General features: G+C 39.7%; 8 protein-coding genes. 5 read left to right on the top strand and 3 right to left on the bottom strand.

The genetic code is table 11. The features are described 5' to 3' along the window. Positions 1-109 precede the first annotated feature (109 nt). Genes D0T56_RS08320 through D0T56_RS08310 form a run of 3 tightly spaced genes read right to left on the bottom strand, consistent with a single transcriptional unit; the run spans position 110 to position 3368 of the window. Positions 110-460 (bottom strand): cupin domain-containing protein, encoded by a 351-nt coding sequence (locus tag D0T56_RS08320; protein ID WP_163319760.1) that lies wholly within the window; start codon positions 458-460, stop codon positions 110-112. 20 nt (positions 461-480) lie between these two features. Beyond that, positions 481-2610 (bottom strand): heparinase II/III family protein, encoded by a 2130-nt coding sequence (locus D0T56_RS08315; protein ID WP_370458793.1) that lies wholly within the window; start codon positions 2608-2610, stop codon positions 481-483. Between the two features lie 5 nt (positions 2611-2615). Then, the gene (locus D0T56_RS08310) at positions 2616-3368 is read right to left on the bottom strand and encodes a FadR/GntR family transcriptional regulator (RefSeq protein ID WP_163319674.1); all 753 of its coding nucleotides are present in this window, start codon (positions 3366-3368) and stop codon (positions 2616-2618) included. Between the two features lie 608 nt (positions 3369-3976). Here D0T56_RS08310 and D0T56_RS08305 point away from each other — a divergent pair. The 5 genes from D0T56_RS08305 (at position 3977) to D0T56_RS08285 (ending at position 14563) form a co-directional block, all read left to right on the top strand. Beyond that, complete coding sequence (locus tag D0T56_RS08305) at positions 3977-7192, top strand: TonB-dependent receptor (protein WP_163319673.1); 3216 nt, start codon at positions 3977-3979, stop codon at positions 7190-7192. Positions 7193-7214: 22 nt separating this feature from the next. Beyond that, positions 7215-8690 (top strand): RagB/SusD family nutrient uptake outer membrane protein, encoded by a 1476-nt coding sequence (locus D0T56_RS08300; RefSeq protein WP_163319672.1) that lies wholly within the window; start codon positions 7215-7217, stop codon positions 8688-8690. A gap of 20 nt (positions 8691-8710) precedes the next feature. After that, positions 8711-10198: an IPT/TIG domain-containing protein gene (locus D0T56_RS08295; protein WP_163319671.1), complete on the top strand. Its 1488-nt coding sequence runs from the start codon at positions 8711-8713 to the stop codon at positions 10196-10198. 74 nt (positions 10199-10272) lie between these two features. Continuing rightward, positions 10273-12660 carry a polysaccharide lyase 6 family protein gene (locus D0T56_RS08290; RefSeq protein WP_163319670.1) on the top strand — a complete coding sequence of 796 codons (2388 nt, stop codon included), beginning with the start codon at positions 10273-10275 and terminating at the stop codon, positions 12658-12660. 73 nt (positions 12661-12733) lie between these two features. Continuing rightward, positions 12734-14563 (top strand): T9SS type A sorting domain-containing protein, encoded by a 1830-nt coding sequence (locus tag D0T56_RS08285; protein WP_163319669.1) that lies wholly within the window; start codon positions 12734-12736, stop codon positions 14561-14563. Positions 14564-15041 lie beyond the last annotated feature (478 nt).

The following is a 15041-nucleotide window of genomic DNA, read 5'->3' as shown; positions in this document are numbered from 1 at the left end:
GTTGTTTATCGTATTCTTTAGGTGAAATTTAGAGATAAAGTTGTCCTATACAAGCCTTACAAGGCCTGTTCAGATTTTTATTAAAAAAAAGATAGAGAGGGGTTAGATTTTAAATGGTTGCGTAGAAATCTTCTCTTATAGGACTAAAAACGTCAATCAGTATCCCGGCTTCAAGACAAACACATCCGTGCATGATGTTAGGCTCTGTATAAAAACCATCACCAGCCTGCAATATTTTTGTTTCGTCTCCGATTGTCATTTCAAATTTTCCCGATACAACGTAGGTTGTTTGAGCGTGGATATGAGCATGTTGTTGACCGATTGCGCCTTTCTCGAACATTACCTTAACCATCATTATACTGTTGTCATATCCTACAAACTGGCGTGTAATCCCTTTATCTGCGTCATATATTTTTTCGTCTGCTGCAATAAAAAACGGATTGCTTTTAACTTCTTCCATCATAATTGTTTCTTTTTATGTTACTTTACTTTTACGGAATATGCTCCATCTTTGATGGAAACCGTAACTGTTTTATTATCTTTTGTTTCTATGTTTATCTGTTTGTCTGCGTTGTGGTTGGCATAGCTAACGGATTTTATGTTAGAATAGGGCTGGATGGTATATTCTTCTCTCGGATTAAATTCGCCATGAGCCTCTATCACAGAAACGAAAGTTGCCTTGCTCCCATTATTTCTTATCATAAACGAAGGCTCGTTTCTCAAATTGAAATTTGGGTCATTTGCTCCAATCCTGTTAAAGAAATATCTGTTGTTATTGTTGTTTACTGTTGTAATGGAATAGAACCTATTTCCATTCAGGAATGTCATGTATACATTATTTCCCTCCATATTTTCCGCAGATTCGGCTTCTTTCCAAAGATATTGGTAACCATTCTTCGTGCCCAATTGGGTGCGTTGCGTTGTATGTGCTGTATACTTAATATCTGTTGACATGAGTTGCCCCATGTAGTAAAATGACAGGTCGTATTGATGATCGCTTTCAGAATCAACATCATATACATCTAATACCAGCGGTTTTGAAAAACCTTCGGGTTGAATCATCAATAAAGTTCTGTTCATTTCAACTCCCGAATATGCATTGGTTTCTATGGCTGAAACAGCTTTTATATCTTTTCCGTCGTAAAAACCCGTGATAGTGGGCGAATGTTTTTCTGCAATATTCAGTTTGCCTCCATAATTGGATGTTTCGTCCACCACAAGTGTGTTATGAGCGATGGTTTGTTTTGCCCAATCATCATTTTCAGGAAGATAATGACCGCCGTTTTTAGGTTCAATATTTAAGAAACGAGCCGCACCATAGTCTTGCAATATTTCTTTGCCATTGTCATAGTAAGAGATTGACAACTTGTCAAAGTGCCCGTGTCCCATACCTTGTGCCGTCGCCTTAAATACAAGTGCCGTTTGATCGGAAGAGTCTCCCATACGGAGGATTCCTATGCCACCTTCGTCGCCATTGGCTCCGTCGCGAATGAGGATTGTTTTTTGTCCGAATGGTTCTGATCTGTTTTCGGCTATTGCTTTTGCCACTTCTATTCCGGCATCGCCAAGTATTACTTGACCTTGTTCTTTTGCGATGGCAAGCAAGCTGTTGTCTTTTGTTTTATTATAGATAATATCTACCCCGTAAACGATTTCTATACTATGCCATGTTTTGTCTAAGGCATCATTTAGGTGGAAGAATTGCCCGTCTGTGTATGCCAGTTGCAAAGATGTATGAACGGCTTTCGATAGAATCTGGTTGCGATATTCAAATATTTTCAGTTCCGGCTGATTTTTCTCTATTGCCTGAGCAAAGACGATAAATGGCTGCAACGAATATCGTTGATAATAAGGTCCTTCTGTGAAATATCCGTCAGGAGAGAAAAGTTTGTTTATCTGCATCAAAAAGCCTGTTTTCTTGTCTTTTTCGGAGCCATAGAGAGATTTTTCCACCCAATCTTTGTTTCCTGTTACATAGCCTATCATACCCACTCCGGCAACAGCCCAAGTTCCGTGATTGTGTATCTTGTTGAATGTTTCGTAATTGTCTTCTGCAATGAACTTAACCATTGGAACAAAAAGATTTTTCTCGATATTTTCCCGTTCCTTTGCTGTCAGGTAATCATATACACAATCGTATGCCTGTGCCGTATGAACCAGCCAAACACACTCGTTCAATCCTTGCCAGAACAGTTTGCCTCTGTATTTCGATTTTTGAACAGGGTGCAATGGCAATGTAGGATACATTTTAGCATATTCATTCAACATGTTTTTTATGAAAAGTGCATATTTTTGGTCGCCATACAATTGATAAAGTACTCCTGCCTTATACATTTCATTGTAATTTTTCTTGTGGCGTTCGTGTGTATATCCACCTCCTGCGTCTTTAGGTGCAGGAACGTCGATTGGCGAGTTTACGATTAAATCTATTTCCGACTTTGCTGCACTTAGAGTTTTGTCGAACAATGGAACCTTTCCTGTTTCTCTCTTTATTTTTGCCACACCATCCTTGCTGAGAATCAGGCAGGGATGCTCGTTTGCAGCAAACAGCGATGCGGAAAAGAATGCCGCAATAACAGTTAGAATGAAGTATGTAAATGTTTTTTTCACTATACTCAATATTTGATTTGATTGTTTTCTTTAAAATTTTCGGGATGAATTTCAGCCTTTGCAAAATTCATAACGCCTTTCAAATGCTGTATCATCATCATTTCTGCCCCATCTGCATCCTGACTGCGGATATACTCGAACAAAAGATTATGCTCCATGCCTGCTATATTCTTGTTCTTGTCACAAATCCAGTATTTTCTGTAATTTGTCATGATATCAGGGGTGATGATCAGCATCATCGATTTCAATACTTGATTTTTAGAAGCCTGAGCTATTTGTCTATGAAAGTTCAAGTCTTCTTCCACTGCTGCATTTCCTTCTTTTATCTTCTTTTCGCAAATGAGCATGCTTTTTTCCAAAATTCGCAAATCGGCCTCTGTTCTTCTTTCGCAACATAGCCTGATCGCGTTCACTTCTAGTATTTGCCTTGTTTCAACCAAAGAGAAAAAATCGTAAGTCTCAATTTGCATCGCATCCGAAATCAGGTCTTCTAAAGCAGAAGTTTCTAGCGCAGCAACAAAAGTGCCCGATTGAGGCTGTGTTTTTAGAATTCCATAAAATTCCAGTTTTTTTATAGCTTCCCTTACAGGAGCTCTTCCTACTCCGAATTTTTCGGCAAGTTTTCTTTCCGACAATAGTTTGTCTCCGGGTTTCAGTTGCCCCGAACTAATCAGGTATTTAAGTTGACTTATTATTGAGTCAACGGGTTTCTCTGTGCTTTCCGACTTTATTTGTTTGTTATTGTCTAATGTGTCCATCTTTTATGTTTAGTTATTTTTAATTAAATCCTGAATTGGTTGACCATTTATATCCTTAAATGAGATAAAATTAAAAATAATATGTGAATTTAACAATCTGGTATACCAGTTTGGTTTTCCAAAAGTACAAGATGTTTTCATATAAAAAAATATATGTAGGGGTAATCTTTCTATGTTATAAAACATTTATATATTTAATGATTTGTATTTCAGTTAATTATGTGCTTATTTGTCTTTGTTGATGGTTTTTCGAATGTTAATGCAGTATTGATGTGTAATTATTTATTTTATATTTGTCAAACCAAATTGGTATACCAATTGATTCGGTGATTTTGAAAATTTGAGGTGTGCCATAGGGTCTTTGTTGTAGCGAAAGAATCAGGAGTTGCTAGAAGTATAAAAGAGCAAAGCCGGTTCTACTCCCGGTTTTGAACTATTCTTGCAAAAGTTTGATTGAATTTTACAAGTAAGGCTATTTATCTGTATATATCTTTGAAACGTACATAAAACACATATATCAATACTTTCTGAAAATATACCATGTATAAGAAATATAAAATTGATAAACTTAAATAACAAAGAACAACCAAATGAAAAACATTCTTATTATGAAGAATTTATTTTTTAGGGCTGGGCTCATCTTTTTGATTCTGGCATTGTCCGGGGGGAATATTCAAGCCCTGGCATCTCCTGCCGAAGCACAGCAGGCTAAGACTGTAAGTGGTACTGTTGTTGATAACGAAGGAATACCTTTAATTGGTGTTACGGTCAAAATTCAAGGAGCAACTATCGGTACCATAACAGATATAGATGGAAATTACTCCATTCAGGTAGAAGGCTCAAAAACTGTACTTCAGTTTTCTTTTATTGGGTTTGTACAACAAAATATACCTGTGGGCAACAACTCTGTTATTAACGTAACGATGAGTGAAGATTTGCAAAATCTGGAGGAACTGGTCGTTATCGGATATGGTGTGCAAAAGAAATCGCATCTGACGGGTTCTGTATCCAAACTTAAGGGTGAAGGTCTTTCAGACTTGCCCGTAACGCGAGTTGACCAAGCATTGCAGGGGAAAATAGCCGGTGTTACGATTCAGAATACGACAAGTGAAGCAGGGGTTGCCCCTCAGATACGTGTGCGTGGTATGGGATCGTTGAGCACAGATAGCGAACCTCTTGTAGTTGTTGATGGTATGCCGGTGGCAGATGGATTAGCTTTCGTAGAGGCTGCAGATATCGAATCGATAGAGGTGTTGAAGGATGCTGCATCGGCAGCTATTTATGGTTCACGCGGATCTAACGGGGTTATCATCATAACAACAAAAAATGGAACGATAGCGAAACCAAAGTATACGTTCAATATGTATCATGGAATAAAGCAAGCTTATAAGAAGCACGATAATATGAATTATTCCGATTATGTGAGATTGTTATATAACGAGGCCGGACTTCGTCAGGAAGACCCTAGTGTGGCAGAAGCCAACTGGAATAAAATAACGGAGCAAGAACGTGCAGAGTATGTTATAAACACTCAAATTTATGGTAACAATACGGATTGGCAAGACGAGGCTTTGCGCGATGCTGCCTATATGGGAAATTATCAGTTAAGCGTTTCGGGTGGTGTAAAGGAAATAAAATATTATATATCAGGAAACTATAATACAGACCAAGGTATGATGGAGCATAACGTATACGATAAGTTTAGTGTACGTGCAAAAATTGATGCTCAACTGAGTAAAAAATTGAAGGTTGGAGTAAACCTTAACCCTACTTACAGTAAAAGAGAAAGACCATCTAACAACTATACGGACTTCTATCGTTTCCGTTCGTGGCTGCCGGTAAAACACACTGCCGAAACAGCAGCTTATACAGGTCAGGCTATCGGCTCGTGGGCACATCCACGACACTTTAGCAACCTGACGTATAGAGGGGTAATGCCCGATGGGGAAGAATGGATATCTAATGGGCCTCTTGATCCGTGGTCGTCACAAAACAATAACCCGAAATCGATAATGGAAGGCGACACGCGCAAGAATTACCAATATCGTTTGATGACTAGTGGCTATTTGACTTATGAAATAATGAAAGGCCTGGAGTTTAAATCTTCCAACAGTATCTACTTGAATTATACAAAAGACAATACTTATCTGTCGGCGGGTGCAAAGAAAGAGGGCGAACCAAATCAGGCTACATTCAATTCGAGCATGTCGACAAGTTTCCTTACGGAAAACACACTGAATTATAATACTACAATTGCTCGCGATCATTCTATTCAAGGTTTATTGGGATTCACTTACCAGAAAGATAACTATGAATATACTTACATCAGTGGTTCTAATTTCCCGACAGACGAAATTCAGACTATAAATTATGCAGCTTTATCTAATGGCTCTACGTACAAATATGGAAAAGCATTAGTTTCTTATTTGGGACGTGTGAATTATGCATATAAAGATAAGTACTTGTTGTCGGCAAGTTTGCGTACCGATGGTAGCTCTCGTCTGGCAAAAGGAAATCGTTGGACGTGGTTCCCATCGGTTTCGGCAGGATGGCGTGTTGAAGAAGAAGGTTTTATGAAAGCCGTTCCTACAATCAGTTCTTTAAAACTGAGAGCTTCTTACGGGCTAACGGGTAATGATAATTTACCGATGAATAAATCGGCTATTGCATCAGGATCCAGCTATGCTTATTCCAATTCGTTTTTGGGTGCGCACTATCCATTAGGAACCAATAATATGGTGACTCCGGGTATTGCAGCCACAAGTTATGTTTTAGGAAATGACAATTTAGGTTGGGAACGTACCAAGGAATACAATACGGGTATCGACTTCGGTATATTGAAAAACCGCATTATGTTGAATCTCGAATATTATTATTCAATTACCGACAAGCTATTGTTCCTGCAAAATACTATGTCTTTCCCCGGCTATAACCAATATTGGAATAATGGAGGAAAGGTTCGCAACAGAGGGTTGGATATAGAATTGACAACAGTAAATATTACGAATAAAGATTTTGAATGGTCAACATCACTCAACTTCTCTACCAACAGCAACAAACTTATTTCTATCGGAGGTGCTCCATACGAGTATCGTTATGGCGAGCGTAACGAGGTTTATGCGGCAATTGTTGGTCAACCGGCAATTCAATTCTTCGGATACAAAACTGATGGCGTATGGCTTTCTGACGAGGAAATTGCGGCTGCTAAAGAACATACAACCTATAATGTGTCAACAGTTGCAGGAGGCTTGAAGGTTGTTGATACAAATGGCGATGGAGTTGTTAATGCAGACGACCGTGTTGTGACTGGTAATCCCTTCCCCGACTTTACATGGGGTATGACAAATACTTTCAGATATCGGAATATAGACTTTTCTTTCATGCTTCAAGGTGTTCAGGGCATAGATGTAATAAATGGTGACCACTACTACTCGGAAGTTGTTAAGTTGAATAAAGATTATGTGAAGAATCGTTGGGTATCTGCTATGTTTCCGGGTAATGGAAAGACTCCTTACTACACAAACGGTATAGAAAGAATGTTGACAGATTATGTTGTTGAAGATGCTTCTTATATAGCACTTCGGGATGTTCAGATAGGCTACAGATTGCCGGCAAAAGAAGCTAAGAAGCTTGGTTTGAGAGGTATCCGTTTCTATTCGGCTATGCAAAACTTACTTTATATCATGATGGGCGATTATAAAGGAATCAATCCCGAATCGAGGATAACATCAAACCCTTACAATTCTCCTATGGTTAGCGGATATCAACGTGGAGGTTATCCATTGCAGCGTACATTCACAGTAGGTATTGACATTACATTCTAAAAAAAATAAATAGCAATTTATCATGAAAAAAATAATATATTATATCAGTCTGATAGCGTTTATATCTTTTTACGCTTGCGATGAAACCCTTGATATAGATGCAGATTCTGAAATCCTTTCTCCTGATAAGAAACTGGAGACGATACAACAACTGCGTGCGGCTGTTATAGGATGTTACAACGGATTGCAAAAACCGATGGAAACAGAGTGGATGCTGACCGAACTGCGCAGTGACAATGCGGTTCAGGGAACGCCCACAAGTACAAATGCTCAGAACATAGAGTTCAATCAGTTGGACATGTTTTCCCTATTGCCAACTCACGCTAAGGTTTATGACTATTGGATGGATTCTTATGCAAACATAGGAAGAACCAATACGGTATTGAAATCTATCAGTCTTGCCACAAACGAGTCGGAAAGAAAGAATCTGGAAGCTCAGGCGCGTTTCATCCGTGCTCATCACTATTTCAATTTGGTCAGATTGTATGGTCCGTTGTTTATAATAACAGAAGATATTTCTCCGGACGAAGCTAAATTGAAAGACCGTTCGCCGGTTGAGGATGTTTACAAACAAATAATAGAAGATTTGACTTTTGCTGCTTCGGATGCTTTACCTGAAAAATGGGACGACGAAAATCTTGGACGGGTAAGTCAACTTGCAGCCAAAACATTATTGGCTAAGGTATATTTAACATTGGGGCAACTATCGGAAGCGAAAACCCTATTGTTGGACGTAAAAGGCAGTGGTAAACACAGACTGTTGCCATACAATGAAGTATTTGCAATAAATAGAGAAATGAACGACGAAATTATCTTTGCCGTTCGTTACAAGGCAAATGCAAATGGACTGGGTTCACCTTTTGCAAACAGGTTTGCTCCAACATCGAGCGGAAATGCTGTGGTTAATGGCGATGGTAGTGGATGGAACTTCCCCTCTTATGACTTTATGGAAAAAGCGTATGAGGCAAATGATGCCAGAAAAGACGTGACTGTGAGCACATTCGGAAATGCTACTTGGGTGAAAAACTATGTGAAGAAATATCTTTCTCCGGTATCTGTGACGTATGATGCCGAAAACGATTGGCCCATTCTACGCTATTCTGATGTGTTATTGATGCTTGCCGAGATCATCAACGAACAAGAGGGGCATGTAAATGCATTGCCGCTGATTAATGATGTGAGAAATGTTCATGGAAATTTACCTGCGTTAACCATGGTTACAAGTCAGGCCGAATGCCGTTTGGCTATTGAAAAGGAAAGACGTGTTGAGTTTGCTTTCGAAAATCATCGTTTCTTCGACTTGGTGCGTACGGGCAGAGCATTAGAGGTGCTGAACTATCAGATCTTCGATTCGGATAAAAACTTCTATGCAAGATATAAGGATATTGCACCAAAACCGACAGAAATAGTAAAGGAATGGCAATTGTTACTTCCGATTCCACAACGTGAAATCGATTCGAACAACAAGATTGTGATAACACAAAATTATGGTTACTAATTTTTTAAATGAGAAATAAGATGAAAAATATATCATATAAATTGGCGATATTTTTGTCGGTTATACTTTCGTTCACGTTGGTTGCTTGTGACGAAGACGGGCAAATCGATACATCAGACATAAGAGGAAGTGTTGTTGAACCTGCAATAACATCATTCGAGCCTCTTTCCGGAGCGCCCGGAACAGAAATAATGATTGCAGGAGTAAACTTTGCAACGGTAGATACCGTATACATCGGTGGCGAATTGGCTACTATAAAGAACCGTATATCGAACACAAAAATTCTGATCGAAGTCAGCCCGGAAGCTCGAAGTGGAAAAATACAGGTGAAGAATCCTAAGGGCATTGCAGAAAGTAGTAGCGATTTCACTGTTGAGGTTGTTGTCCCTACATTGGCAGGAGTCAGGCCATCGGTCGAAGGAAAGATGACTATCGGAGAAACTGTGATAATGAAAGGTACAGATCTAAAATCAGTGATGAATGTGTATGTAGGTGACGTTGCAGCCAAGATATCGTATGTGACTAATGATAGTTTAGGCTTCATTGTTCCTCAACTCACAGTTGGGGCTTCGGTTAAAGTCGCTATCGGGTATTTGGACGGCGCGTCGGAGGTTGTTGTCTCAGATACGGAAAATTTCGTTATCGCTAAACCTACCGCTGTTCCGGTTGTTTCGGAATTCCCCACTTCGGCAACAATAGGTGAAACTATAACTATTACAGGTACTAATATGGATTCAGGAACACGTATACTGTTGGGCGATGAGGCTATCAACTTCGAGTCTCAAACACCAACCGAAGTAACGTTTACTATCCCTACATCATATTATGCAGAGACAAAAGTGGATATGATATTGGTATACAACGAGACAGAGCAAATGACAGTTGTGTCTAACTTCGTAATCAATGTCCCTTCTATTTCCAACGAAGTAACTTTCTATCCCGGATTGGAGATACATGCACAAGATCCGGCTATGACCAACCAGTTCTTTAACGTTGAGAAAGGTATTTTCTATTCGGCTTGTGAATATGCAGCAAACAAAAATAATATAAGCTTCTTTATAACCTGGAGCGACTCTAATGGCACGTTCCAAATAAACAACCCAAGCAATAGCGCAAACCAAACATCTATGTTCATGTGTGGCGAAACGTTATTGCCGGGCGAAAAATTGCCGACAGTTTTGAAATTCAGGTTGATGAGGCCGACCAACAAGAACGAAGGCCCGTTCTATACTCAGGTCAAGAACAGAACATTGGGTAAGATAAGTCCGGAAATAATAAGTGAGGCGAAGATACAGAATGCAACACTCAATACTCCTCGATTCAACTATAACAATATAAATCCATCCAATCCATTCTCGGAAGGTGATGTGTTGATGTTCCAAAAATTCGATTCATCAGGAGCAACTGTGCAGAAAGTTGGATTCATAGAGATTGTTAAGGTGGATGTTCCGGACGATATTAAGAGACAGACTACAATGACGTTCAATTGCTGGTTCCAAAAAGATTAAAACAGAGCAGGTTTGTCCCAAAAGTAAAAAGGAATTTCTTTTGGGGCAAACATCTCTTTCAATTAAGAAAAACCATGAAAAAAATAATTTTTACAAGTATATTTCTTTGCTTACAGTTTTTTTTACTAAATGCTACTACATACAAGGTGGCTACTATGGTAGAATATAATGAAAAAGTGAAGATTCTTCAGCCCGGTGATTCTCTTGTCTTGTCGAAAGGTGTATGGAAAGACGCTCAGTTGGTTTTCTTCGGCGAAGGGACAGAGTCTCAGCCTATAACACTGACAGTGGAAGAGTATGGAAAGACAACTATGGAGGGCTTGTCCAACCTTCAGATGTATGGAAACTATCTGGTTGTAGACGGTTTGGTCTTTATCAATGGCAATACACCAACAAAGGAGGTCATAGATTTTAGAAGAGGTACTTCAAAAACTGCCAACCATTCCGTGTTGCGTAACTGCGTGATTGATAGATATAATAAAGCCGACCGTTCGGAACAAGATGCGTGGGTAAACCTCTGGGGGCGTCATAACACCGTAGAATATTGCTATTTTGGAGGGAAGACGAATCAGGGAGTAACACTTATTGTCTGGCCAAACGGAGAAGGGCATAATCAGAATTATCATAGAGTATACCGGAACTATTTTGCCGCTCGTCCTCGTTTAGGAGCTAATGGCGGAGAAACTATCCGCATCGGAACAAGCCATGTTTGTGAACAGAACTCGAATACGATAGTTGAAGGAAATTATTTCGAACATTGCAATGGCGAAACGGAGATCGTATCTATAAAGTCTTGTGAAAACAGAATCATAGATAATACCTTCTATGAGTGCGAAGGTAGCGTTGTGCTACGACATGGCAACAGGAACGAGGTTTCGGGCAATTATTTCATCGGAAATATGAAACCTAGCACAGGTGGAGTCCGTGTCATAAACGAAGGACATAAGATTTTCAACAACTATTTCTATGGGTTAAGAGGCAAAGATTTTCGTGGACCTTTGGTGATTATGAACGGAGTGCCAAACTCACCGGCAAATCGTTATCTTCAAGTGAAAAATGTAGAGATATCTTTCAATACATGGATCGACTGTGAACTGCCTTGGCAATTGTGTGTAGGTAGTGATGAGGAACGAACATTGCCACCGCAAGATGTCAAAATCTCAAATAATATTGTTTATTGTCCGACGGAGCCACTTCTGATAAAAGCATTTGATAAGATTGACGGAATACAATTTTTCGACAACCTTCTTTATAGCGAGAAAGGAAACGAAGTTGGAGATGGCTTTGCGCAGGGAGAAGCCCGACTTGGCAGAGGTGTAGCCGGAATGCCTCTGGTATTCTCAAAGCTGACTACAAAATCTGATATACCCTATGTGACAGCAGATATTGACGGACGCATACGTGGCACTCAGAAATGGCTGGGAGCTATCGAGATGAACGGAGCTCAAGCAACGAAAACACAGGCTGTTAAAACCAACTGTGGACCCGGTTGGTATGTTCCTGCTCCAACCGAATTGGCAGGTAAAATAGTGAAAATATCACCCGAATCGGACGCATTGTTAAAAGCTATACGTAAATCGAAGGCCGGGGATATTATAGAATTGGAAGAAGGAGAATATGTTAATTCGAGAAAGATGCTCATCCCTCATACATTGACAATCCGTGCTGCGGAGGGAGCGAAAAAAAGACCGGTAGTAAGGGTCGAGTCGGAAGGGTCTACTGTAATCGTATTTGAGATAGGTAGCGCGCTCACGTTCACCGTAGATGGCATTGCAATAGATGCCGGATTGAAACAAAAAGTACCGGCAAAGTATGCTTTTGCAACATCGAAAGAAAGTTCGGATGCATATAACATCTTCATCAACAATTGTGAAATATACGATTTCAAGCAAACAAATGGAGGGTGTATCTATAAAGCCTACAAAAACTCATTTGCCGAAACCCTGAAAGTGACCAATTCTATACTTAGAGATAGTTACAGAGGCTTTGCATTGAATGACGAGAAAGATGAGAAAGGCCTTTATAGTGCCGAATTTATAATCTTTGAAAACACTGTATTCCGAAATATAGATCAATGGGCCTTGGATTTCTTGCGAGGGGGCAATGATGAATCTACTTTAGGAGGCAATCTGTATATCAACCATTGTGTTTTTGACAATGTATACAGCAAAGAAAATCAAACGATGATACGTCAGTCGGGCTTGGTAACTATAGATATAGAGAATACTATTTTCTATAACTCTATGGCTAAATCGCCTATAAGACTGACAGGCCCATACAATAAGATAAGTTTCAGCAATGTATATGATGCCGGGAAAATTTCAGCATCAGGAGGTGCCAGGATAGGAGAGGGGATGATTTATTCCGATCCTAAATTCGAAAAGAAAACATTTTATCAGTTGAGCTCTAAATCACCACTCATAGGTAAGGCTAGTGATAGCAGTAATATTGGTTTGAAGTAAATTTGATTAATGAGGAAAGGGGAAATCTTTTTCTATGATTTCCCTTTCTTTTTCACTGTTACATCCTTAATCCATGAAGATAAAAGTTATACTATTATTTATATGCCTTTTTGCGGGAGTGAATCTTTCGGCACAGACAAGCCTTGTTCAGATAGATGAATCGGGGAGTTTGACCTATGCTTCAGACCCGGACGGATTCATTATACCCGATTTCAGTTATGCCGGGTACAGAGGTGGTGGTGTTGAAATTCCAACAATTCCGGTTGTAAAAGAAATTTCACCAATTGCAGGAGATAATACATCTCATATTCAAGCAGCAATTGACGAAGTGGGTAAGAGAACTCCGGATGCAAATGGATTTCGTGGAGCATTGCTGCTGAAAGCCGGAAAGTATGAAATGACAGGGACGTTGTATGTAAAATATGACGGGGTTGTTGTAAGAGGTGTTGGGAATGGAAAATCGGAGACAAACTCTACCATAATTTATGCAAAAGGTAATATGCCACATCAGCGGGATGTGGTTGTGGTGGGAAACACAATGCAGAATAGGTGGAATTCGAAGATTAGCGGAACCCAAAAAAATATAATGGACGATATTGTCCCTGTTGGAGCAACATCTTTCACCGTGTCAAGTGCAAGCCCTTATCAGGCAGGAGATTTGATCGCTATCTATCATCCATGTTCCGAAACTTGGTTAAAAGCCATTGATTATGGTGGAGTTCCTGCCCCGTCGACAGGTGAGGCTGATGAAAGGTGGTCGGAGAATCAGTTTCCGATAATTTATCATCGTTACATAAAAAAAATTGAAGGGAATAAAATTACGATTGATGCGCCGGTTTTTTATACGCTGAATAAATCGTTGTCTCAGTCTTATGTATATAAGTTCAACAAAACTACAATAATAAAAGAGGTGGGGATTGAAAATCTGCGCATAGACATAGAAAGCGCAGGAGGTGAAGATGAAAATCATGCTTGGCAGGCTGTCAGATTGAGAAGTGTAGAAAATGCGTGGGCAAAGAATGTTATAACTTCGGGATTTGGTCAGTCTGGATTTATAACAGACTGTGCTACACGTACAACTATCGAAGATTGTCAGGCTGTTGATCCTGTGTCTATAATAACGGGAGAAAGACGGTATAACTTTAATACATACGTAAACTCGCAACTCATACTTTTCAAAGATTGTTACGCAAATAACGGGCGGCACCATTATGTTTCTAACGGAACATCAAGCGCATCGGGTGTTGTTTTTCTGAATTGTATATCGGATGCTGTGAATTCTACAAATGAAGGGCATCGGCATTGGACGCAAGGGATGCTTTACGATGGGCATAAGGAAACCAACCTGAAACGAAGTTTCGTGTTGGGGTTGTATAACCGTGTTGATATGGGAACAGGTCACGGATGGGCTGCGGTTCATTCTGTGTTGTGGAACTGTGATATGACCGGTGCCGGTATTATCGGGTTACAGAAACCGCCAACAGCTCAGAACTATGCCATAGGATGTACTGCAAAAAGCATAACAGGAAAACCTGTGAACAATAGCAATTTCCCCGTTGGGTATGTTGAACTGCAGAATAAGCCTGTTTCGAAGATACCTTCGTTGTATGAGGCTCAATTAGAACATCGTCAAAAACAGATGTCAGGAATAGCAATTGAAACACAGAAAAGAAAACCATACACAGTTGATACTCTAAACAGCGGGAGTGTAAAATTATCATTCGGCGATGTTAATAATCCGATAAGCATACATGTTTTTGATATAGCCGGTCGTGCATGTGCGACATATAAAACGGATAAACAAGATTTTCTGTTGGATTTCACCTCGTCAGGAATTTACGTACTAAAAATACAAATTGATGGAGAAACGTATTCGGAAAAGATGATTCGTGTGAATCGGTAGTTATTTAAATTGTTGACAAGTTAAGAAACTAGTGCCTCGTATCTTGTTCCTTGTTTACTTGCATACAGATGCTTCGTGTTGCTCAGCAAGACAAAGCCCTAAAATGATTAATGCCAATCAGTAGTTGAGTTTATTATAACAAAAACGTTCTTTTATTTTATATAATACACTGCGCGGAATTAAAATTCCTTGCATTCCTTTTGACCAAAGCCTCAAAAGGAATCAAAAAGGCTTTCTGTGACTAAGGCTTCTTGCCGACCCACAAACAGCTTATAAGCTGAACAAAAAATAACTCGCACCAAAAGCCTGTTAAAATCAGAATGGTTCGACTATGCTCAAACAGCTTTTTGTTCTGGTCGCTTATTTGCGCTGTGTGGGTACCCCGTCAATTAGCCAAATGTGACGTTTACACCCGTCAGGCAGAACGGCATCTGCTTCGCAGGCGGGGACACGTTAAGCGAAACAAGGCGTAAAATTG

The organism is Dysgonomonas sp. 520 (assembly GCF_010501095.1).
GTDB lineage: Bacteria > Bacteroidota > Bacteroidia > Bacteroidales > Dysgonomonadaceae > QVMP01.
The sequence above is the reverse complement of the archived record's forward strand: the minus strand, read 5'-3'. Positions and strand labels throughout refer to the sequence as shown.

Bases quoted from the DNA above. Each gene is read 5' to 3' on its own strand.
- D0T56_RS08305 (WP_163319673.1), top strand. From the start codon at position 3,977: ATGAAGAATTTATTTTTTAGGGCTGGGCTCATCTTTTTGATTCTGGCA.
- D0T56_RS08300 (WP_163319672.1), top strand. From the start codon at position 7,215: ATGAAAAAAATAATATATTATATCAGTCTGATAGCGTTTATATCTTTT.
- D0T56_RS08295 (WP_163319671.1), top strand. From the start codon at position 8,711: ATGAAAAATATATCATATAAATTGGCGATATTTTTGTCGGTTATACTT.
- D0T56_RS08290 (WP_163319670.1), top strand. From the start codon at position 10,273: ATGAAAAAAATAATTTTTACAAGTATATTTCTTTGCTTACAGTTTTTT.
- D0T56_RS08310 (WP_163319674.1), bottom strand. From the start codon at position 3,368: ATGGACACATTAGACAATAACAAACAAATAAAGTCGGAAAGCACAGAG.
- D0T56_RS08320 (WP_163319760.1), bottom strand. From the start codon at position 460: ATGGAAGAAGTTAAAAGCAATCCGTTTTTTATTGCAGCAGACGAAAAA.
- D0T56_RS08285 (WP_163319669.1), top strand. From the start codon at position 12,734: ATGAAGATAAAAGTTATACTATTATTTATATGCCTTTTTGCGGGAGTG.